This window comes from Amycolatopsis sp. NPDC004772, from assembly GCF_053601215.1.
In genome coordinates, this window is the sequence record NZ_JBSGBK010000059.1 from 21,370 (window position 1) to 42,865 (window position 21,496).

General features: G+C 70.1%; 18 protein-coding genes. 9 read left to right on the plus strand and 9 right to left on the minus strand.

What is annotated here, in order from left to right:
- Window positions 1-17: 17 nt before the first annotated feature.
- Window positions 18-950 carry a 1,2-phenylacetyl-CoA epoxidase subunit PaaA gene (gene paaA, locus ACWEF6_RS29175; protein WP_449685860.1) on the minus strand — a complete coding sequence of 311 codons (933 nt, stop codon included), beginning with the start codon at window positions 948-950 and terminating at the stop codon, window positions 18-20.
- Window positions 947-2,974: a phenylacetic acid degradation bifunctional protein PaaZ gene (paaZ, locus tag ACWEF6_RS29180; protein WP_449685861.1), complete on the minus strand. Its 2,028-nt coding sequence runs from the start codon at window positions 2,972-2,974 to the stop codon at window positions 947-949. The genes paaA and paaZ overlap by 4 nt, the downstream gene beginning before the upstream one ends.
- Window positions 2,975-3,140: 166 nt before the next feature.
- Between paaZ and paaI the strand changes: the two genes are divergently transcribed.
- The 3 genes from paaI to ACWEF6_RS29195 are packed head-to-tail and all read left to right on the plus strand — an operon-like array spanning window position 3,141 to window position 5,421.
- A complete protein-coding gene (paaI, locus tag ACWEF6_RS29185; protein ID WP_310977561.1) occupies window positions 3,141-3,557 on the plus strand; it encodes a hydroxyphenylacetyl-CoA thioesterase PaaI in 417 nt (138 codons plus the stop codon).
- Window positions 3,554-4,831 carry a phenylacetate--CoA ligase PaaK gene (gene paaK, locus ACWEF6_RS29190; RefSeq protein ID WP_449685862.1) on the plus strand — a complete coding sequence of 426 codons (1,278 nt, stop codon included), beginning with the start codon at window positions 3,554-3,556 and terminating at the stop codon, window positions 4,829-4,831. Before paaI ends, paaK begins: the two co-directional genes overlap by 4 nt.
- Window positions 4,828-5,421 carry a TetR/AcrR family transcriptional regulator gene (locus tag ACWEF6_RS29195; RefSeq protein WP_310977563.1) on the plus strand — a complete coding sequence of 198 codons (594 nt, stop codon included), beginning with the start codon at window positions 4,828-4,830 and terminating at the stop codon, window positions 5,419-5,421. The genes paaK and ACWEF6_RS29195 overlap by 4 nt, the downstream gene beginning before the upstream one ends.
- A gap of 91 nt (window positions 5,422-5,512) precedes the next feature.
- Here the strand turns inward: ACWEF6_RS29195 and ACWEF6_RS29200 are convergent, their stop codons facing one another.
- Complete coding sequence (locus ACWEF6_RS29200; protein WP_310977564.1) at window positions 5,513-5,824, minus strand: hypothetical protein; 312 nt, start codon at window positions 5,822-5,824, stop codon at window positions 5,513-5,515.
- A 193-nt stretch (window positions 5,825-6,017) separates the two neighbouring features.
- Between ACWEF6_RS29200 and ACWEF6_RS29205 the strand changes: the two genes are divergently transcribed.
- On the plus strand, window positions 6,018-6,689 hold the full coding sequence (locus ACWEF6_RS29205) for a TetR/AcrR family transcriptional regulator (RefSeq protein WP_449685863.1): 672 nt from the start codon (window positions 6,018-6,020) through the stop codon (window positions 6,687-6,689).
- Here the strand turns inward: ACWEF6_RS29205 and ACWEF6_RS29210 are convergent.
- Window positions 6,610-7,665, minus strand: coding sequence for an AraC family transcriptional regulator (locus ACWEF6_RS29210; protein WP_449685864.1), 1,056 nt, complete (start codon window positions 7,663-7,665; stop codon window positions 6,610-6,612). The two genes, ACWEF6_RS29205 and ACWEF6_RS29210, sit on opposite strands and share 80 nt — an antisense overlap.
- Window positions 7,666-7,745: 80 nt before the next feature.
- Here ACWEF6_RS29210 and ACWEF6_RS29215 point away from each other — a divergent pair, with 80 nt between their 5' ends.
- From ACWEF6_RS29215 to ACWEF6_RS29225, 3 genes are all read left to right on the plus strand, one after another.
- The gene (locus ACWEF6_RS29215) at window positions 7,746-8,840 is read left to right on the plus strand and encodes a winged helix DNA-binding domain-containing protein (RefSeq protein WP_449685865.1); all 1,095 of its coding nucleotides are present in this window, start codon (window positions 7,746-7,748) and stop codon (window positions 8,838-8,840) included.
- A 75-nt stretch (window positions 8,841-8,915) separates the two neighbouring features.
- On the plus strand, window positions 8,916-10,379 hold the full coding sequence (locus ACWEF6_RS29220) for a flavin-containing monooxygenase (protein ID WP_449685866.1): 1,464 nt from the start codon (window positions 8,916-8,918) through the stop codon (window positions 10,377-10,379).
- Window positions 10,379-12,037 (plus strand): GMC oxidoreductase, encoded by a 1,659-nt coding sequence (locus ACWEF6_RS29225; RefSeq protein WP_449685867.1) that lies wholly within the window; start codon window positions 10,379-10,381, stop codon window positions 12,035-12,037. The genes ACWEF6_RS29220 and ACWEF6_RS29225 overlap by 1 nt, the downstream gene beginning before the upstream one ends.
- Window positions 12,038-13,105: 1,068 nt before the next feature.
- On the opposite strand, the gene ACWEF6_RS29230 is transcribed toward ACWEF6_RS29225, so the two are convergent.
- Window positions 13,106-14,593 (minus strand): chitinase, encoded by a 1,488-nt coding sequence (locus tag ACWEF6_RS29230; RefSeq protein WP_449685868.1) that lies wholly within the window; start codon window positions 14,591-14,593, stop codon window positions 13,106-13,108.
- A 145-nt stretch (window positions 14,594-14,738) separates the two neighbouring features.
- On the opposite strand from ACWEF6_RS29230, the gene ACWEF6_RS29235 reads away from it, so the two are divergent.
- Together ACWEF6_RS29235 and ACWEF6_RS29240 are read left to right on the plus strand one after the other, a co-directional pair.
- A complete protein-coding gene (locus ACWEF6_RS29235; protein WP_449685869.1) occupies window positions 14,739-17,117 on the plus strand; it encodes a Tex family protein in 2,379 nt (792 codons plus the stop codon).
- Between the two features lie 201 nt (window positions 17,118-17,318).
- On the plus strand, window positions 17,319-18,035 hold the full coding sequence (locus ACWEF6_RS29240) for a hypothetical protein (RefSeq protein WP_449685870.1): 717 nt from the start codon (window positions 17,319-17,321) through the stop codon (window positions 18,033-18,035).
- A gap of 21 nt (window positions 18,036-18,056) precedes the next feature.
- Here the strand turns inward: ACWEF6_RS29240 and ACWEF6_RS29245 are convergent, their stop codons facing one another.
- From ACWEF6_RS29245 to ACWEF6_RS29260, 4 genes are read right to left on the minus strand one after another with little or no spacing between them, the layout of a single operon-like run.
- On the minus strand, window positions 18,057-18,470 hold the full coding sequence (locus tag ACWEF6_RS29245; protein ID WP_449685871.1) for a hypothetical protein: 414 nt from the start codon (window positions 18,468-18,470) through the stop codon (window positions 18,057-18,059).
- A 4-nt stretch (window positions 18,471-18,474) separates the two neighbouring features.
- On the minus strand, window positions 18,475-19,245 hold the full coding sequence (locus tag ACWEF6_RS29250; RefSeq protein ID WP_449685872.1) for a 2-keto-4-pentenoate hydratase: 771 nt from the start codon (window positions 19,243-19,245) through the stop codon (window positions 18,475-18,477).
- A complete protein-coding gene (locus ACWEF6_RS29255) occupies window positions 19,242-19,688 on the minus strand; it encodes a nitroreductase family deazaflavin-dependent oxidoreductase (RefSeq protein ID WP_449685873.1) in 447 nt (148 codons plus the stop codon). Before ACWEF6_RS29255 ends, ACWEF6_RS29250 begins: the two co-directional genes overlap by 4 nt.
- Window positions 19,688-21,394, minus strand: a complete 1,707-nt coding sequence (locus tag ACWEF6_RS29260; protein WP_449685874.1) for an acyl-CoA dehydrogenase — start codon at window positions 21,392-21,394, stop codon at window positions 19,688-19,690. The genes ACWEF6_RS29255 and ACWEF6_RS29260 overlap by 1 nt, the downstream gene beginning before the upstream one ends.
- Window positions 21,395-21,496: the final 102 nt, after the last annotated feature.

A 21,496-nucleotide genomic window follows, 5' to 3' on the forward strand; every position in this document is an offset into this window, starting at 1 on the left:
TTCGGAAGTCAGCTCGCTCACTTGTGCTCCTTCTTCGCGGCGTGGGCGACGGCGGCTTCCCGCACCCACGCGCCGTCTTCGTGGGCCCGGCGCCGGTGCGCGATCCGCGAAGCGTTGCAGGGCCCGTTGCCCTTCAGCACGTTCTTGAACTCGTCCCAGTCCACGGCGCCGAAGTCGTAGTGCCCCCGCTCGGCGTTCCACTTGAGCGAAGGGTCCGGGAACGTGACGCCGAGGGCTTCGGCCTGCGGCACCGACATGTCCACGAACCGCTGCCGCAGCTCGTCGTTGGTGTGGCGCTTGATCTTCCACGCCATCGACTGCGCGGTGTTCGGCGAATCGGCGTCCGGCGGGCCGAACATCATCAGCGACGGCCACCACCAGCGGTTCACGGCCTCCTGGACCATCTCCCGCTGCTGCTCGGTGCCCTTCATCATGGTCATCAGCAGCTCGTAGCCCTGCCGCTGGTGGAACGACTCTTCCTTGCAGATGCGGATCATCGCCCGCGCGTACGGCCCGTACGAAGACCGGCAGAGCGGCACCTGGTTGCAGATCGCGGCGCCGTCGACCAGCCAGCCGATCACGCCGACGTCGGCGAAGGTCAGCGTCGGGTAGTTGAAGATCGACGAGTACTTCTGCTTGCCCGTGATCAGCTTGTCGGTCAGGTCCGCGCGGTCCGCGCCCAGCGTCGCGGCCGCGGAGTACAGGTAGAGGCCGTGGCCGGCTTCGTCCTGGACCTTGGCCAGCAGGATCGCCTTGCGCCGCAGCGACGGCGCCCGCGTGATCCAGTTGCCCTCGGGCTGCATGCCGATGATCTCCGAGTGCGCGTGCTGCGCGATCTGCCGGATCATCGTCTTGCGGTAGCCCTCGGGCACCCAGTCGCGCGGCTCGATCCGCTGGTCGCGCTCGATGGTGTGCTCGAAGTGTTCTTCCAGCGAAACGGTGGCCGTCACGGCTGCTCCTTCGACACCAGGGTCAGGACGTCGTACTTGGCCACGGACTCGCCCTCGGCGTTCGTGACGTCGGCGTCCCAGCGGACTTCGCCGTATTCCTGGTCGATCCGCGGGGTGATCTGCTTGGCGGTCAGCGTCACCGTGAGCGAGTCGCCGACCTTGACCGGGGTGAGGAACCGCAGGTTCTCCAGGCCGTAGTTGGCCAGCACCGGGCCCGGCTCGGGCGAGACGAACAACCCGGCCGCGAACGAGACGACCAGGTAGCCGTGCGCGACGATCCCGCCGAACAGCGGGTTGGCCGCGGCCGCCTCCGGGTCGGTGTGGGCGTAGAACGTGTCGCCGGTGAACTCAGCGAAGTGGTCGACGTCCTCCTGCGAAACGACCCGCGGCCCGGCGACCACCGAGTCGCCGATCTTCAGCTCGGCCAGGGACTTCCGGAACGGGTGCACGCCTTCGGTGCGCGGCGCGCCGGCGACCCAGCGGCCGGTGACCGCGGAGAGCACGGCGGGCGAGCCCTGCACGGCGGTGCGCTGCAGGTGGTGCAGCACGCCCCGGATGCCACCCATCTCCTCGCCGCCGCCCGCGCGGCCCGGGCCGCCGTGGACCAGCTGCGGCATCGGCGAACCGTGCCCGGTGGACTCCTTCGCGTCCTCCGCGTCGAGCACCAGCAGGCGGCCGTGGAACGGCGCCGCGCCGAGCACGACCTCGCGGACGAACTCCTTGTCGGCGCTGACGACGGACCCGGCCAGGCTGCCGCCGCCGCGCGCGGCGAAGTCGACGACCTGCTCGGTGGACGTGTACGGCATCAGCGTCGAGACCGGGCCGAACGCCTCGACCTCGTGCGGCTCGGAGCGTTCGGGGTCGGCCTTGAGCAGCACCGGGGAGATGAAGGCGCCGCGCTCGGCGTCGGCGTCCACGACGTCGACCCGCTCCGGGTCGCCGAAGACGACGCTCCCGGCGTCCAGCAGCGCCTTCAGCGACCGCCGGACCTCCTCGCGCTGTTCCAGGCTGGCCAGCGCGCCCATCCGGACACCTTCGGACGCCGGGTTGCCGACCGTCACCTTCGCCAGCCGCTCCGACGCGGCCGCGGCGACGTCATCAAGCAGCGCGGCCGGCACGAACGCGCGCCGGATGGCGGTGCACTTCTGGCCCGCCTTGACCGTCATCTCGGTGGTCAGCTGCTTGACGAACAGGTCGAATTCGGTCGTGCCCGGGACGGCGTCCGGGCCGAGGATCGAGCAGTTCAGCGAGTCGGCCTCGGCGTTGAAGCGGACGGCGTGGCGCACGATCGCCGGGTGGGTCCGCAGCTTCTGCGCGGTCGACGCCGAGCCGGTGAAGGACACCAGGTCCTGCGCGGTGACGTGGTCGAGCAGGTCGCCGGCGCTGCCCGCGACGAACTGGAGCGTGCCTTCGGGCAGGAGGCCGGACTCGATGATCAGCTCGACCACGCGGGCGGTCAGGTAGGCGGTCTGGCTGGCCGGCTTGACCAGGCTCGGGACACCGGCCAGGAAGGCGGGCGCGAACTTCTCCAGGGGACCCCACACCGGGAAGTTGAACGCGTTGATCTGGACGGCGACGCCCCGCAGCGGGGTCGCGATGTGCTGGGCGACGAACGTGCCCCCGCGGGAGAGCGGCTCGACGTTGCCCTCGACGTAGACGGTGTCGTTCGGCAGCTCGCGCTTGCCCTTCGAGGCGTAGCTGAACAGCACGCCGATGCCGCCGTCGATGTCGAACTTCGAGTCGCCGAGGGTGGCACCGGTGCGAGCGGAGAGGGCGTACAGCTCGTCGCGGTGCTCGCGCAGGTGCGAGGCGAGCGCCTTGAGCAGCGCCGCACGCTGGTGGAACGTCAGCTCGCGCAGGGCCGGACCACCGACCTTGCGGCCGTACTCGAGGGCGGCCGCGAAGTCGACGCCCGCCGACGAGATCCGGGCGACCTCCTCGCCGGTGGCCGCGTCGTGCAGCGGGACGCCCTCGTCCGCCGCGGTGTGCCAGCTCCCGGAGACGTAGCTGCGCAGCAATGCCATCAGGTCCCTCTCGCCGAATTACCTACCGGACGTTCAGTTAATCGCATGGTAGCCGCTGGTCCCGAAGATCGGAAGGGTCCGGCGCTTGACACCGGCGCCGACCACTGCCTTTACTGAGCGGCACCGCCGAGTGACCGTCCATTCGGTCAGTGGGGACGGAGGGCAGATGACCAACGCCGCGCACACCATGTTCGCCGCCGACGAGGCTTCCCGCGCGCTGGGCATCGAACTCGTCGAAGCGGGCGGCGGCCGGGCCGTGGCGACCATGACGATCACGCGCGAGATGGTCAACGGCCACGACATCGCCCACGGCGGGTACGTCTTCCTGCTGGCCGACACGGCCTTCGCGCTCGCCTGCAACAGCCACGGCCCCGCGACCGTCGCCGCGGGCGCCGACATCTCCTTCGTCGCGGCCGGCCGGCTCGGCGACCACCTCGTCGCCACGGCCACCGAGCGCACCCGCTACGGCCGCAACGGCCTCTACGACGTCACGGTCCACCGGGAGACCCCCGCCGGGCCCGAGGTCGTCGCCGAATTCCGCGGCCGCAGCCGCGTCCTCTCCGCGAAACGGGACAGTGCATGATCGAGACGGACATCAGCGCGGACGAGCTGGCCGCCCTCCAGCTGGAACGTCTGCAGTGGACACTCCGGCACGCCTACGCGAACGTTCCGGCGTACACGCGCAAGTTCGACGCGGCCGGCGTCCACCCGGACGACTGCAAGGAGCTCGCCGACCTGGCGAAGTTCCCGTTCACCACCAAGCAGGACCTGCGCGAGAACTACCCGTTCGGCATGTTCGCCGTGCCGCAGGACCAGGTCCGCCGCATCCACGCCTCCAGCGGCACGACCGGCAAGGCCACCGTCGTCGGGTACACCGAGCGGGACATCGACACGTGGGCGACGGTGATGGCCCGCTCGATCCACGCCGCGGGCGGGCGGCCGGGGCACAAGGTGCACGTCGCCTACGGCTACGGCCTGTTCACCGGCGGGCTCGGCGCGCACTACGGCGCGGAGAAGCTGGGCTGCACGGTGATCCCGGCGTCCGGCGGGATGACCGCGCGGCAGGTCCAGCTGATCACCGACTTCCGGCCCGAGGTCATCATGATGACGCCGTCGTACATGCTGACGCTGCTCGACGAGTTCGAGCGCCAAGGCGTCGACCCGCGGGCTTCTTCCCTGAAGGTGGGCATCTTCGGCGCCGAGCCGTGGACCGAGCAGATGCGCGCGGAGATCGAGGAGCGGTTCGCGCTCGACGCCGTCGACATCTACGGGCTGTCGGAGGTGATGGGGCCGGGTGTCGCGCAGGAGTGCGTCGAGACGAAGGACGGCCTGCACATCTGGGAGGACCACTTCTACCCCGAGGTGATCGACCCGTATTCCGAGGACGTCCTCGGCGGCGGGGAGACCGGTGAGCTGGTGTTCACGTCCCTGACCAAGCAGGCGCTGCCGATCATCCGGTACCGCACCCGCGACCTGACCGAACTGAACCCGGGCACCGCGCGGCCGGCGTTCCGGCGGATGGCCAAGGTGACCGGCCGGACCGACGACCTCATCATCCTGCGCGGGGTCAACGTCTTCCCGACGCAGATCGAGGAGATCGTGCTGCGCACGGACGGGTTGAGCCCGCACTTCCAGCTCGTCCGGTCCACCCGCGGCCGGCTCGACCACCTGACCGTGCGGGTGGAGGCCCGGCACGACGCTTCCGCCGACGGCCGTTCGGAGGCCGCGGCCTCCCTGGTCTCGCAAGTCAAGGACGGCGTCGGGGTGACGGTGTCGGTGGACGTCGTCGACCCGGACACGCTGGAGCGGTCGATGGGCAAGATGCGGCGCATCGTCGACCAGCGGGACAAGCCGTGACGACGCCGCGGCGCGGGCGGCCCGGCTACGACCTGGAGTCGTTGCTGCAGGTGGCGGTGAAGCTGTTCAACGAGCGCGGTTACGACGGCACGAGCATGGAGGACCTGTCCCGCAAGCTCGGCATCACGAAGTCGGCGATCTACCACCACGTGCCCAGCAAGGAGGAGCTGCTGCGGCTGGCGGTGGACCGGGCGCTCGACGGGCTGTTCGAGGTGGCTTCCGAGACGGCCCAGCTGGACGGGCGCGCGATCGACCGGCTGGAGCACCTGGTGCGCGGCAGCGTCCTGGTGCTGGCGGACCGGCTGCCGTTCGTGACGCTGCTGTTGCGCGTGCGGGGCAACACGAAGGTGGAGCGGGCGGCCCTGGCGCGGCGGCGTGAGTTCGACCGGCTGGTGACGGACCTGGTGAAGCAGGCCGAGGCGGAGGGCGACGTCCGCCCGGACGTGGATCCGGCGGTGACGGCCAGGCTGGTGTTCGGCATGGTGAACTCGCTGATCGAGTGGTACAAGCCGCGGCGCGGCTCCTCGGCGGCCGAGGTGGCGGACGCGGTGTGCAAGGTGGCCTTCGAGGGCCTGCGCACCGGATCCTGAGCCGGGCGACGTATGCGCCCCAATGTGGCGTTCGGTGCGTTGGACGCAACCAACGCCACATTGGGGCGCTTGAAGGGTGCGCCCGGGCGGGTCAGTCCTCCGCGGTCTGCGGGGGACGGCCCGCCTGCCACAGCAGCGCCTCCCGCAGCTGGCCGATCAACCGCTCGTCGTCCGCTTCGGACGGGTCGACGCCCAGCGGGATCCAGCGCTCGGAGACCTTCTCGCCCCGGTCGTAACTGGAAATCACGATTCCCGAGTACGACAGCGAAGCCTCGTCCGCGCAGTCGCCGTCCGGAAGCGGCTCGTCCGCTTCGAACCCTTCGTCGAAGCTGACGTGGCGATGCTGCAGGCGGACGCTCACCCAGCGTCCCGCCGGCCGGATCGGCGCGCCTTCTTCGTTCATCTGCTCCTACCCCCGGTCCGGGCCCCCTGCCGTCTCGTCGCATCCGGGTGCCGGGAAGTTACCGGCCGGTTGTTCCGGTTGCGTAACGACAAAGGTTGGCGCGAAACACCGCTTGCCCGCCACCGGAGTCACTCTTTTGACGACGGGTCAACTACTTGTTGACAGCGTGCCGATCCCCCGCGAGGCTGAGCGGATGACGAGTGGGACCCGGCCGCGGCGCCGCCGGCTCGAACCGGCCGAACGGCGTGCGGAGATCCTCGCCGCCGCCCGGCACCTGTTCGGCGCGGGCAGCTACGCCTCGGTGTCCACTTCGGACATCGCCGCGGCCGCCGGGGTGGCGCGCCCGCTGATCAACCACTACTTCGGCGGGAAGCGCGAGCTGTACCTGGAAGTGGTGCGGCAGCTGATGATCGTGCCCGCGCCGGTCACCGAAGCGCTGCCGGACACCACGATGGAGCAGCGGCTGGCGATCGGCGTCGAACGCTGGATCGAGGTGGTGGACCGCAACCGCGACGCCTGGCTGACCGTGATCGGGCCGGAGTCGGCCGGGCGCGACCCCGAGATCGAGCGGATCATGCTGGAGGCCGACGAGATCGCCGCCGACCGCGTCCTGGAAGCCGCGCTGATGACCGGCGTGACCGAGGGCCGCGAGGAACTCCGGGCGATGATCCGGTCGTTCGGCGGGATGCTGCGCGCGGCGTCGCGGGAGTGGCTGATCCGCGGCACGCTCGACCGCGCGGCCCTGCGCACCTTCCTCACCGATTCGCTGCTCAACCTGCTGAAGCTCACCTACCCGGCGGTTCTCGCCGAGCGGCGCGGAAGCGCCGGGCGAACGCCGCCGGGGTCAGCCCGGTCCAGCGCTTGAACGCGTGGATGAAGCTCGACGCCTCGGCGTACCCGAGCCGGTAGGCGACGTCCTCGACCGACAACACGCCGGTGTCGAGGAGCTCCTCGGCGAGCGTCTGGCGGACCTCGTCGACCAGCGCCCGGTAGCTCGTGCCGGCCTCGGTCAGGCGGCGGCGCAGGGTGCGCGTGCTGAGCGTCAGCTGCCGGGCGATCTCGTCCATCCCCGCGTCGACGCCGCCGAGCCGGACCAGCCGCTCGCGCACCTGCTGCGAAATGCCCGAGCGCTGCCGCCGCCGCGTGACGAGCGCTTCGCACTGCGCGGCGCACAGGGCGACGGTCTGGTCGTTGGCCTGCGGCAGCGGCCGGCTCAGCAGCGCCGGGTCGAGCGTCGCCCGGCAGGCGTCGGCGCCGAAGCGCGGCCGGATGCCGAACGCGGCCAAATACGGCTCCGGCGTGGGGCTTTCGTGCCGGAAGGTCAGCTCGTCGAGGGCGATCTCGGGCAGGAGGTCGCGCATGACGGCGAAGATCGCGGCCAGGTCGCGCAGGACGAGGAAGCGGGCGACGTCGGCGGGCACGCGGCTGTCGTCGAGCTCCAGGGTCAGCCGGTCGGCGCCGAGGACGACGTGCGGGATGCAGAAGGCGAAGCTCAGGTCGAAGTAGCGGAGGGCGAACAGCATCGCATCGCGCAGCGTCGGGCTGCTGATGCAGGCGAACCCGAAGATGCCGAAGGTGGTGACGCGGTAGCGGCGCCCCAGCGCCAGCGCGGTCGCGTCGGATCCGTCCAGGACGGCCAGCGCGCGGACGACGGCCAGCTCCTGACGCGCGTCGACCTGGACGGCCGGATCGGCGAGCAGCTCCGGCGTCAGCGTGGTGGCGGCCAGGAGCTGTCCGGGCGGCAGGCCGCGCTCGGCGGCGAACCGCGTCATCAGCTCGATGCTCGCGGTGCCGCGGGGGAAGTCCCAGTCCCCGACGGCGGGCGCGGCGAGCTCGGCCATGGCCGGAATTCTGGATCACGCCGGGAGAAGGTGTCCAATCGAGGACCGGAATTGTCCGGAGTGATCGTTAGGGTGACGGCGTGCAGACCTTGAGCCGACGAGCCCTCAACCGCGCCACGCTGGAGCGCCAGCTGCTGCTGCGCCGGGCGAAGATGTCCGCCTTCGACGCGGTGGAGCACCTGGCCGGGCTTCAGGCGCAGGCACCCTTCCCACCGTACTTCGGGCTGTGGTCGCGACTGGAGGGGTTCCGGCCGGCGGACCTGGTGGAGCTGCTCGAGAGCCGGCGCGTGGTGCGGATCGCGCTGATGCGCGGCACGGTCCACCTGGTGACGGCGGCGGACGCGCTGGCGTGGCGGCCGGTCGTCCAGGGCATCTACGACCGCGACCTGAAGCAGAACACGCTGCACGCGGCCGCGTTGGCCGGGCTCGACCACGAGCTCGTCGCCGAAGCGGCGCGGAAGCTGCTCCTCGGCGGCCCGATACCGGGCAACGCGCTGGGCGCCGAGCTGGCCCGTACCTGGGACGCCCCGCCGTCGTCCCTGACCCACCTGGCCCGGGGCCGGCTGCCACTGGTGCAGACGCCGCCGCGGGCGATCTGGGGCAAGGCCGGGCAGACGACGTACGCGTGCCTGGACGAGTGGGTGGGCGCTCCACTCCCCTCTCCGGACCCGGCTTCGCTGCTCTCGCGGTACCTGCGCGCGTTCGGCCCGGCCACGGTGGCGGACGTCCAGACGTGGGCGGGAATCACCCGTCTGGGCGAGGTGGCTTCTTCGATGGACCTTCGGCGTTACCGCGACCCGGACGGCCGCGAGCTGCTGGACCTGCCGGAGCTGACGGTGCCGGACGAGGACGTCCCGGCGCCGCCACGGCTGCTGGGGCCGTTCGACCAGACGATCCTGTCGTACGCAGACCGGACACGGGTCATCTCGGACGGGTACCGCAAGCGCGTGATCTCGCACAACGGCCTGGTCAAGGGCACGCTCCTGGTCGGCGGCCAGGTGTGCGGCTTCTGGGAGATCAAGGCGACGAAGAAGGCGGCGGTGATCGAGCTGTCGCCGTTCGAGAAGCTGCCGAAGCGAGACCTGACGGCGTTGGAGAAGTCGGCGGGCGAGCTGGTGAAGTGGGCGGAGGCGAGGGCCGAGACGCACGAGGTGCGCGTGCACCCGCCGGCGTGAGGCTGGCCGGAAATCTCGATTGAGTGACCGTTCGTGGCCTGTTGTCACAGGCGCGGAGTCCGTAGCTTTCCGGGCATGACTGGTTCGGCGAAGGGGCCGTCGGTGCTGATCGCGGGCACCGGGTTCGGCGGCATCGGGACGGCGATCGAGCTCAAGCGCGCGGGGTTCACCGACTTCACGATCCTCGAAAGCGCGGCCGAGCCCGGTGGCGTCTGGCGGGACAACACCTACCCGGGTGCCGCGTGCGACATCCCGTCGCCGCTGTACTCCTTCTCCTTCGAGCCCAACCCGCGGTGGCCGAAGCGGTTCTCGTACCAGCCCGACATCCTCGCCTACCTGCGGCGCGTCATCGCGAAGTACGGCCTGGAGCCGCACATCCGGTACCACCGCGAGGTCACCTCGGCCGCGTTCGACGAGGACCGCGGGCACTGGCGCGTCGAAACCCGCACCGGGGAGACCTTCGAGGCGAACGTCTTCGTGCCCGCCGTCGGGCAGCTGTCGCGGCCGGTGCTGCCGGACATCCCGAACCGGGAAAGCTTCGCCGGCGACGCCTTCCACTCCGCGCGGTGGGACCACGACGTGGACCTGACCGGCAAGCGCGTCGCCGTCATCGGGACCGGGGCCAGCGCCGTGCAGTTCGTGCCCGAGCTGCGGAAACGCGCACAGCACGTCACGGTCTTCCAGCGCACGCCGCCGTACGTCATGGCGAAGTCCGATCCGAGCTACCGGCGGTGGCAGCACTGGCTGTTCGAGCACCTGCCGCCGACCCAGCTGCTCGGCCGGCTGCGGATCTTCCTCCTCGCCGAGTACGCCACGTACGCGATGACGCGCCACCCCGTGCTGGCGAAGATGTTCGAGCTGCGGACCGCGCAGCTGCGGCGCCGGCACATCAAGGACCCGGAGCTGCGGGCCAAGCTCAAGCCGGCGTACCCGCTGGGCTGCAAGCGGATCCTCTTCACCAACGACTACCTGCCCGCGCTGGCCCAGCCGGACGTCGACGTCGAGACGCGGCGGATCACCGAGATCACCGAGAAGGGCGTGCGCGTCGAGGACGGTACCGAAATCGAGGCGGACGTCCTGGTCTACGGCACCGGCTTCGCCGCGACGCAGTTCCTCGGCCGGATGGAGGTGCGTGGCCTCGGCGGGCGGTCCCTGGACGACGAGTGGTCCGGCGGCGCGCGGGCGTACCTGGGCATGACCGTGCCCGGCTTCCCCAACTTCTTCTGCGTCTACGGCCCCAACACGAACCTCGGCGCCGGGTCCATCATCTACATGATCGAGCGGCAGGCGCGCTACATCCGCCAGGCGGTGGAACGGCTCGCGCGACCCGGGGTGTCCTATTTGGACGTCCGGCCGGAGGTCGAAGACCGGTACGACCGCGAGGTGCAGCAGCGGCTGAGCCACAGCGTGTGGAGCGCCTGCACGAGCTGGTACCGGCAGGCGGACGGCCGGGTGACGACGAACTGGCCCGGCGTGGTCACCGAGTACGACCGCCGGACGCGGCGCTTCGACGTCGCCGACTACCGGGTGGCGGGCTGATGGACTACGACGTCCTGGTGATCGGTTCGGGCTTCGGCGGCAGCGTCACGGCGCTGCGGCTGACCGAGAAGGGCTACCGCGTCGGTGTGCTGGAGACCGGCCGCCGGTTCGCCGACGACGAGTTCGCGAAGACGTCCTGGCGGGTGCGGAAGTACCTGTGGGCGCCGGCACTGGGCTGCTTCGGCATCCAGCGGCTGACGCTGCTGAAGAACACGTTCGTGATGAGCGGCTCCGGCGTCGGCGGCGGCTCGCTGGTGTACGCGAACACGCTGTACGAGCCCCCGGACGGCTTCTACGAAGACCCGCAGTGGGCGCACATCACCGACTGGAAGGCCGAGCTGGCGCCGTACTACGACCAGGCGAAGCGGATGCTCGGCGTGGTCGAGAACCCGGCGACGACGGCCGCGGACCGGGTGCTGAAGGACGTCGCCGGCGACATGGGCATCGGCCACACGTACCGCCGCACCCCGGTCGGCGTCTACTTCGGACAGTCCGGGGTGGACCCGTTCTTCGGCGGCGCCGGTCCGGCGCGCACGTCCTGCACGCTGTGCGGCGAGTGCATGACCGGGTGCCGGGTCGGGGCGAAGAACACGACCGTGAAGAACTACCTGTACCTGGCCGAGCGAGCGGGCGCCGTGGTGCACCCCTTGACGACGGCGGTGACGGTCCGGCCGATCGACGGCGGGTACGCGGTGGACACGCGCCGGACCGGCGGTTTCTCGCGCCGGACGTTCACCGCGACGCAGGTGGTGTTCTCCGCGGCGGCGCTGGGCACGCAACGGCTGTTGCACCGGATGCGGGACACCGGAACCCTGCCGCTCGTTTCCTCTCGGCTCGGGCTGCTGGCCCGCACGAACTCGGAGGCGGTGCTGGCGGCCCGGTCGCTGCGCGCGGACACGGACTACTCGCGGGGTGTCGCGATCACGTCGTCGATCCACCCGGACGACGTGACGCACGTGGAGCCGGTGCGGTACGGGCGCGGCAGCAATCTGATGGGCCTGCTGGCGACGGTCCTGGTGGACGGCTCGCCGGGCCGCCGCCGCTGGGCGCTGGGCGTGCGGGAGCTGTGGCGATCCCGGCGCGACCTGCTGCGCATCCACAACCCGCGGCACTGGTCGGAGCGGATGATCGGGCTCCTGGTGATGCAGACCCTGGACAACTCGGTGACGACGTACACCAAACGCGGGCTCTTCGGCCGGCGCATGACGACTCGCCAGGGATCCGGAGCGCCGTCACCGGACTGGATCCCGGCGGGCCACGAGGTGACCCGCCGGGTGGCGGCCAAGATCGGCGGCCTGCCGCAGGGCGCGTGGACCGACCTGGCGAACATCCCGATCACGGGCCACTTCATCGGCGGCTGCACCATCGGCGACTCGCCTTCGTCGGGGGTGGTGGACCCGTACCAGCGGCTGTACGGCCACCCGGGCCTGCACGTGGTCGACGGCTCGGCGATCTCGGCCAACCTGGGCGTGAACCCGTCGTTGACGATCACGGCCCAGGCCGAGCGGGCGATGGCGTTCTGGCCGAATCGGGGGGATGCGGATCCGCGGCCGTCCCTCGGCTCGCCGTACCGGCGGCTGGCGCCGGTGGCTCCTCGCCGTCCGGTGGTCCCGCCGGAGGCGCCGGCAGCCCTGCGGCTGCCGCTGACGCCCCGCTGAACGGCGCAGACGTCATCGCGCTGCGCCAAAACGCCTGTATCCTTGCTGAATCGGCTGATGCCGACGCAAGTCAGTCGCAACGACTGGCAGCTGTTTGAAAACTGTAAACCGCGACAGCAGGAGCTGACCATGATGAGTCGGTTGAGCTGTACGCCACTCCCGCTCCGACTACTTCGGTAGGCGGATATGGGTCACCGGTCAGCCGGTGACTCGAAGATCATTACCTACTGTGTCGCCCTGGTGTTGTTCGCGTGCGCAATTCTCATCGTTTGCGTGGCTTTGAGAGTTGTCAGCCCGTCGACCAACACGTGTGAACAGTCTGGCAGTATCGCGGGTCCAAGTGGTAGTTCAGCTTCACTAAAGATAACCTACAACTGCGATAACAGTCACGACGAAGATCACCGCAATGGTGGTCTGCCCACACCATCGACAGCAACTATTTCTCCGACGACAACGACGCGAGGCGGGGATACCAGCCCGCCACCGAGGCCGACAGCCTCAAGCAACTCGAAGAAAAAACGCGGAACCATACCAGTGGCACCACCTGTGGTTACCACACGGGAATCACCGTACGCACCACCCAGTTCGATCGAAAAGTGTGGGCCCACACCGGGCCCGGGCGCCACCGAAGCTCCACCCCGCAGTTCGCAAGCACCAACACGTGAGACAACTCCGGCACAACCCGCCGATGTGACCACACCATCGACGTCCGCTCCAATCACTTCATCAAACCCGTAGATCAAAGCTCGCTTGTCAGTTGTGATACACCGGGCAGTAGGCCCGCCGATCCATCAGTTTATCGTGCAGGCCGGAAGGCCACCACAGTTGAGCGAACAGCAGGAACCACGCATTCTCTTGTTCGCCGGTACACCATACGATCCGATCTCAAGAAGAACGACGTTGATCCATCGCTCAAACGCTAGCGTCCGAGACCCCCAAGCCGTGCACTGCTTGGGGGTCTCTCATGTCCGGCGTTGTCGGAGGCGCCGGCAGCCCTGCGGCTGCCGCTGACGCCCCGCTGAACGACCCTCCCGGACCGCGCCGCCGGGAGGGCCACTCAGCGCACGGTCAGGGCAGGCCCGCGAGGCCCGCCGACACCGTGTTGGCGAACGCGTACCCCTGCGACGCGTCCCAGTTGATCGACCACGTCATCGCGCCACGGATGGACGGGTACGTCGCCGATGGCTTGAAGCTGCCGCAGGACGTTCCGCGGGCCAGGCAGTTCAGCGCCGACACCGTGTTGGCCGGGGCCTGGTAGCCGCCGCCCGCTGCCTGGGGGGAGGCCGGGAGGCCGAGGCCGACCTGGTCCGCGCGCAGGCCGCCCTGGAGCTGGATGCAGGCCAGCGCCGTCAGGAAGTCGACCGTGCCCTGCGAGTAGACGTTGCCGTTGCAGCCCAGCATCGAACCGGAGTTGTAGTACTGCATGTTGACGATCGTCAGGATGTCCTTGATGTTCAGCGCCAGCTGGAAGTAGCCGCCCGCCGTGGACTGCATGTCGATCGTCTGCGGCGCCATCGTGATGACCTTGCCGCCGCCGTTGTAGATACTGCGCAGCGCCTGGCCCATGTAGGTGGCGTTGATGCCGTTCTCGAGGTCGATGTCGACGCCGTCGAAGCCGTAGTTCGCGATCAGGGACTTGATGCTGTTCGCGAAGTTGTTCGCCGAGTTCGAATCGGCCACGCTGATCGTGCCGTTCTGGCCGCCGACCGAGATGATCACCTTCTGGCCGCGGGCCTGTACCGTCTTGACGTCGGCCTTGAACTGGGCGTCCGTGTAGCCGCCGAGCTGCGAAGACAGGCCGGAGTCGAGCGTGAAGCTCACCGCCCCGGGCGTGCCGGTCGCGTCCGCGAAGGACACCGCGATGATGTTGTACTTCGTCGGGACGTCGGCGAGCTTCAGCGCCTTGGCGCCGTTGTAGAAGTTCTGCCAGTACCCCGTCAGGACGTGCTTCGGCAGGTCACCCTGCGTCGGCGGCGTCGTGGTCGTGGTCGTCGGCGGCGTGGTGGGCGTCGTCGGGGTGGTGGGGGTGGTCGGCGTCGTCGGCGTGGTCGGCGTCGTCGTCGGCGGGGTGCCGGGGCCGTCGAGGCTGACGTCGTCGGCGTAGTACGCCGGCTGGCCGTACCAGCCGTGCAGGTACACCGTCAGCGACGTGCTCGCGCCGGTCGTGAAGCTCAGCGACAGCTGCTGGTAGCCGCTGGTGCCGGGCGTCCACGTGCTGGTCGTCGCCGAGCCGGAGACGCCCAGGTAGACGTAGCTGCCCTGGACCCACGCGGACAGCTTGTACGCCGTGTTCGCCGAGACGGTGAGCGTCTGGGAGCACTGGGCGTTGTCCGACGACGACGGCGTCGCGTTCAGGGCGCGGCTGCCGCCGTGCACCGGCGAGCTCACCGCGGCCGACGCGCCGGTGCAGCTCCAGCTCGCCGTGCCGGCTTCGAAGCCGGGGTTGGCCAGGATGTTCGCCGCCGAGGCGCTGCCGGCGAGCACGAAAGTGACGCCGAGAGACAGCGTCACCACGGATAGTAAGGAAAGCAGAGCGAAGCGAACCTTGGGGACCACGGGAGACCTCCGTGACACTGGTGAGGCAGGTCACCACAAAGTGGACTAGACCAATCTGATTGTCAAGCGGCCCCATCCGAAAGTCGGGGTGGCGGAAACGGCAGAATGGACCGATCGGAACCAGGCGAAGCAGGAGCGTGTTGCAGTGAGCGTGTCGGTCGAGCAGAAGATCGCCGAAGAACTGGGCGTGCGCGAAGGACAGGTCAAGGCCGCGGTCGAACTGCTCGACGGCGGCTCGACGGTGCCGTTCATCGCCCGCTACCGCAAGGAAGTCACCGGCATGCTCGACGACGCGCAGCTGCGCACGCTCGAAGAGCGGCTGCGCTACCTGCGGGAACTCGACGAGCGCCGGCTCGCCGTGCTCGAGTCCATCCGGAGCCAGGGCAAGCTCGACGAAGCCCTCGAGGCGTCGATCCTCGCCGCGGACACCAAGTCGCGGCTGGAGGACATCTACCTCCCGTACAAGCCGAAGCGCCGCACGAAGGCCATGATCGCGCGCGAAGCCGGTCTCGAGCCGCTGGCCGACGGCCTGCTGACCGACCCGACGACCGACCCGCAGGCCGCCGCCGCGGTGTTCGTCGACGCGGACAAGGGCGTCGCGGACGCGCAGGCCGCCCTCGACGGCGCCCGCGCGATCCTCGTCGAGCGCTTCGCCGAGGACGCCGACCTCATCGGCGACCTGCGGGAGAAGATGTGGGGCCAGGGCCACTTGGTCGCCAAGGTGCGGTCCGGCAAGGAGGAGGACGGCGCCAAGTTCTCCGACTACTTCGACTTCTCCGAGCCCTACACCAAGCTCCCCTCGCACCGGATCCTCGCGATGCTGCGCGGCGAGAAGGAGGAGGTCCTCGACCTCACGATGGCGCCGGACGAGCCGTCGGACGAGCCGCAGGTCGGCCCGACCGAGTACGAGCAGCGCATCGCGGCGAAGTTCGGCATCACCCAGCAGGGGCGGCCGGCCGACAAGTGGCTCGGCGACACCGTCCGCTGGGCGTGGCGCACCAAGATCCTCCTGCACCTGGGCATCGACCTGCGGATGCGGCTGCGCCAGGCGGCCGAGGACGACGCCGTGCGCGTCTTCGCGGCCAACCTGCGCGACCTCCTGCTGGCCGCGCCGGCCGGCACCCGCGCCACCATGGGCCTCGACCCGGGCTTCCGGACCGGCGTCAAGGTGGCCGTCGTGGACGCGACCGGCAAGGTCGTCGACACCCACGTGATCTACCCGCACCAGCCGGCGAACAAGTGGGACCAGTCGATCGCCGAGCTGGCGGTGCTGGCCGCGCGGCACAAGGTGGACCTGATCTCGATCGGCAACGGGACGGCCTCGCGCGAGACGGACAAGCTCGCCCAAGAGCTGATCAAGAAGCACCCGGAGCTGAAGCTGACGAAGGCGGTCGTGTCCGAGGCGGGCGCGTCGGTGTACTCGGCGTCGGCGTTCGCTTCGCAGGAACTGCCGAACATGGACGTCTCGCTGCGCGGCGCGGTCTCGATCGCCCGGCGGCTGCAGGACCCGCTGGCCGAGCTGGTGAAGATCGACCCGAAGTCGATCGGCGTCGGGCAGTACCAGCACGACCTGTCCGAGGTGTCGCTGTCGCGCTCGCTGGACGCGGTGGTCGAGGACTGCGTGAACGCGGTCGGCGTGGACGTCAACACGGCGTCGGCGCCGCTGCTGACCCGGGTCTCGGGCATCACGACGGGCCTGGCGGAGAACATCGTGGCCCACCGCGACACGAACGGCCCGTTCCGTTCCCGGACGGCGCTGAAGGAGGTCGCGCGCCTCGGCCCCAAGGCGTTCGAGCAGTGCGCGGGCTTCCTCCGCATCCCGGACGGCGACGACCCGCTCGACTCGTCGGCGGTCCACCCGGAGGCGTACCCGGTGGTCCGGCGCATCCTGTCCAAAACCGGCACCGACATCCGCGCCCTGATCGGGAACACGCGGACGCTGTCGTCGCTGCGCCCGGCCGAGTTCGTGGACGAGCAGTTCGGTCTCCCGACGGTGACGGACATCCTGTCGGAGCTCGACAAGCCGGGCCGCGACCCCCGCCCGGCCTTCAAGACGGCGACGTTCGCCGACGGCGTGGACAAGATCTCGGACCTGAAGCCCGGGATGCGCCTGGAGGGCGTGGTGACGAACGTGGCGGCGTTCGGAGCGTTCATCGACGTGGGCGTGCACCAGGACGGCCTGGCGCACGTTTCGGCGCTGTCGAAGAACTTCGTGAAGGACCCGCGCGAGGTCGTGAAGCCCGGGGACATCGTGAAGGTGAAGGTCCTGGACGTGGACGTGCCGCGGAAGCGGATCTCCCTGACGCTGCGGCTGGACGACGAGCCGGGGGCCGGTTCGTCGCGCGGCGGCGGTGGCGGTGGTGAGCGCCGGGACCGCGGCCAGGGCGGCCAGGGCCAGCGCCGCGGCGGTGGCGGCGGTGGCGGTGACCGGCGTGGTCAGGGTGGCGGCGGTGGCCGGGACCGCGGCGGCAACGCGAGCGGTTCGATGGCCGACGCGCTCCGGCGGGCCGGGTTCGGCAAGTAGAACAAGCAGCGAAGGCCGTCCCGAGTCCCTCGGGGCGGCCTTTGCCGTGTCGGGACCACCACCCGTTCGGAGCAAACTTGGTGACGGACCGGAGACGCACCCCTGAAGATCGTAACGCAGCGCGACAACCGGCCGAACTACTCACCGTCGAGTCCGCGCGCCGGGGATTTTCCGTCCCCGCACGACCCAGGAGACGCCGCCATGACCGCTCCGTATTCGCCGCCCCCGGCCGGCGTTCCGTACCCGGCTCCCACGCCCGCTCCGAAGCCCGCCAAGTTCGCGGCTCTCGCGTGGACCGCCGTGATCCTCGGCATCGTGGGGGTGGTCGGCTCACCGGTCATCTTCCTCAACAACCTGACCGCCGTGGTCGCCGGAGTCGGGTTCGTGCTCGGTGTCATCGCCCTCTTCGGCAGCAAGAAGATCCTCGCCGCGATCGGGGTCGTGCTGAGCATCCTCGCGATCGTGTTCACCGTCGTGGCGCAGAACGCCGCCGTCGAAGACCTGGAGGACAAGCTCGGGCTGCCCGCTTCGGACGACAACGCCGCCGGGCAGACGTATTCGATCGGCCAGACCCACCGCGGCACCGACGTCGACATCACGATCGCCGACGCCAAGGCCTTCACCACCAGCGACACGGCCGCGCCGAAGCAGAACAGCCCGGCCACCAGTTTCCAGGTCACCATCGCGAACCACTCGGGCAAGCCGTGGTCCGCGGCGATGCTCATCGTGCAGGCGACCGCCGGCAACACCACCGCCGAGCAGGTCTTCGACACGGACCTGGAGGGCTCCCCCAGCCAGGACGTCCTGCCGGGCAAGGAACTGACCTATCGCATCGGCTTCCTGGACGGCCCCGGTGATCTGACCATCCAGGTCGGTGCCGTCGGCGGGGACAAGGTGTACTTCGTCCACAAACGCTGACGCGCCGGCGGTGGGGGGTGGTCAGCGCAGGGCGAACAGGCCGACCGCGAACAGGAACGCCGGCACCACGGCCGCCGACAGGCTGATCAGCCACGTTCCCCCACGCCAGCCCGTCGGCGAGGCGTCCGAAACCAGCCGCCGCACCAGGGCCGCCTCCACCACCGCCGTCAGCAGGAACCCCAGGCCGACGCTGAAGATCGCCGCCGCGCCGACGAAGAACAAGCCCGAGGTCGAGGCCGCCGCCAAGGGGGTTGCGACCTCCCAGCGCACCAGGCCCGCCGTGGCCGTCAGGGCCGCCAGCAGCAGCACGAACGCCACCAGGAAGCCGATCCGCGCCGTGGTCTGGTGGTGGGCGCCGGCGGACCACCAGAAGCCCGCGTCGAGCGCCGCCACGACCAGCGCCAGCACGACGAACCCCGCGCGGAAAGTCAGCACCCGATCACTCTAGCGAGGCGAATCTCGCTTCCACACTGCCGAGCGCGCCGAAGTCCGCCACCACGTGGCCGCCCGCGCGGATCGGGCACGGCGGCGTCGCCGTTCCCGTCGTCACGATGTCGCCCGGGCGCAACGCGCGGCCGTGGCGGGGCAGCTCCATCGCCAGCCAGTGCAGCGCCAGGCGCGGGTCGCCGAGGACCAGGCTGCCGCTGCCGCGGGAGAACTCCTCGCCGTCGGCGTGGAGGACCACCTGGCTGCGGGGCAGGTCGACGTCGCGCCACCCCGGCACCGGGCGGCCTTCGACGAACCGGCCGGAGCACGCCGCGTCGGCCAGCAGTTGCGGGCCGCCCGCGTGGCGGTGGTCGGTGTAGCGGCTGTCCGGCAGCTCGATCGCCAGGAACATCGTGTCGACCGCGTCGAGCACCCCGGACAGCGACGGCGACCGCCCCGGATCCGCCTTGAGCCGGAACGCGAACTCGGGTTCGGCGACGCCCATCGTCATCGTGTCGGCCGGGACCGGGGCCCCCTCGACGTGGTGGAACCGCTCGAACATCGCGCCCGGCAGCGGCCCGGGGACGCCTAGGTACTGCCGGGCGTACACGGTCGTCGCGCCGATCTTCCAGCCCGACACCGGCCCGGCCCGCTCGGCGAGGGCCGCCTGCGCCGCCATGCCGTCGGCGTGGTCGCGCGGGCGGGCGTCGTCCGGGAGACCCTCCAGCCTCTTGCCGGTCAGCCACGCGTCCCAGATCAGCTCCGCCGCCCGCTCTCCGTTCACGCCGGCGATCTTGCCAACCGGAACACCGGGTGTCGATCGGCTTCCGCGGCGAACGCCTCGGGCGGGCCGGTCAGCTTCGCGTCGAAGAACGGCGCCGTCACCGGGATCTTGCGGACGTACGCGCGCAGCACCGGGCCCGCCGTGGCGGCGTCGGCCTCCTCGACCTCCCACGTCTCGCGCCGGCGCCCGCGCCACAGCCGGGCGACGGGGTCGGCGCGCAGGTTGTGCACCCAGCCGACCGGCCCGTACGGCGCCACGAGCCACCGCTCGCCGCCGACCTCGATCACGTTGACCGGCGTGGTCCGGTCCGCGCCGCTCCGGCGGCCCCGCGTGGTCAGCAGGAACCCGGTGCCGCCCGCGGCCGGGATCCCGCGCTCCAGCAACGCCCGCACGACGACGTTCGCGACCTTCCGCGTCACGCCCATCCGGTACTTCCGCGCCATCACGGCTGCATAGCGTAGACCCCGGAGAGCTCTCGCACCCGCGCCCAGACGTTCTCGAACCGCGCGGCGTCCACCACCGGCTTGCGCAGCGCCGCGAGGGCGATCGCCTGCTGGGCGTCGGTCGAGCTCGCCTTGCCGTTGAGGTCCACCGCCGCGACGCTGAAGTCCTGCACCAGCACCGCGAAGATCTGGTCGACGACCTCGTCGTCCAGGCCGGCGATGCGGGCCTGCTCCAGGACGAGCTGGCCGTAGACGATCAGCGTGAACAGCTCGGTCAGCGCGAGCCCGAAGTCGAGGTCGGCCTGCTGCGCCTCGTCCGGCGCCGCCTCGGTGAGCAGCTTGACGAGGTAGCCCGCCTGCTCGGTGAACAGCGCGACGTTCGGGATGTGCGCGGCTTCGGCGTAGGCGGTCTTCCAGTCGTGGAACCGGACCTTCGACAGGCCGCGCGCCGGGCCCTGGCGGAAGAGGAACTCGTCGTCCGCGGCGTCGGTGCGGGTCGGCACCGGCGGGTACTCCTGCGGCGCGAAGAGGTAGTTCGGCATGAACTTCGCGATCAGCGCCAGGTTGACGGCCACCGTGCCCTCGAGCTTCGGCAGGCCGTCGATGTCGTTCTTCGACATCGCCAGGTAGGTGTCGGCCTCGAAGCCCTTGGCCGCGACGACGTCGGCGACCAGGCCGATCACCTTCTGCGCCTCGGTGGTCACCTTCATCTTGGTGATCGGGTTGAACAGCAGGTAGCGGCGGTCGTCGGGGTTCGCGCTGCGGAAGTAATCGACGGCGCGGTCGGAGAAGAGCTTCATCGCCGTCAGCCGCGCGTAGGCCTCGACGAACTCGCGGCGGACGTGCGGGAAGTCCGTCACGGGCTTGCCGTAGAGGACGCGGTTGTGGGCGTGCGTGATGGCTTCGTACAGCGAGTGCGTCGCCATGCCGATGCCGCCGAAGCAGAGGTTGAACTTGCCGATGTTGACGGTGTTCAGCGCGGCGCTGAAGGCTTCGGCGCCGACGTGCAGGATGTCCTCGGCGCGCACCGGGTAGTCCTCGAGCCGGAACTCGGCGACGTACATCTGCGACGGCACCACGTTCTTCACGACGTGGTAGTTCGGGTGCTCGGAGTCGGCGTAGAAGAAGACGTACTGGTCCGGACCTTCGACGCCGTCGATGCGGCCGAAGACCGACACCGTGCGCGCGCAGTTGCCGTTGCCGATGTAGTACTTGGAGCCGGTGGCGCGGTAGCCGTCGCCGTCCTTGGTCAGCACCAGGTCCGAGGAGTAGATGTCGGCGCCGTGGTCCTTTTCGGACAGTCCGAACGCGCCGACGCCGCCGGCGTCGAGGGCGGCCGCCGCCCGTTCGCGCGCTGCCGCGTTGGCGCTCTGCCAGACCGGGCCGAGGCCCAGAATGGTGACCTGCCACGGGTACCAGTAGTTCAGGCCGTAGAAGCCGAGAATCTCCGACAGCGCGGCGACGCGGGCGGTGTCCCAGCGCTTGTCGGGGTTGCCGCCGGCGTCGGCGGACGGCGTCAGGAAGGTCGAGAACAGGCCTTCCTTGCCCGCGAACTCGATGAAGTCCGCGTAGAAGGTGCGGTTGTGGTAGTCCTCGGTCAGCTTCGCCTTGCCGCGCTGCTCGAACCAATCGATGGTGGCGCGCAGCAGGCGCCGTGTCTCGGCGTCGAAGTGCGCCGGGTCGTACTCGCGCGGGTTCAGCAGCATGGTGGTCCTCCTCGATTACCGACCGGTAACTTAGCAAGGCGGCGCGAGTGCGGGCAATCTCACTGGGGGTAGGTCACTCTCGTTGGTACACTGATCATGCGG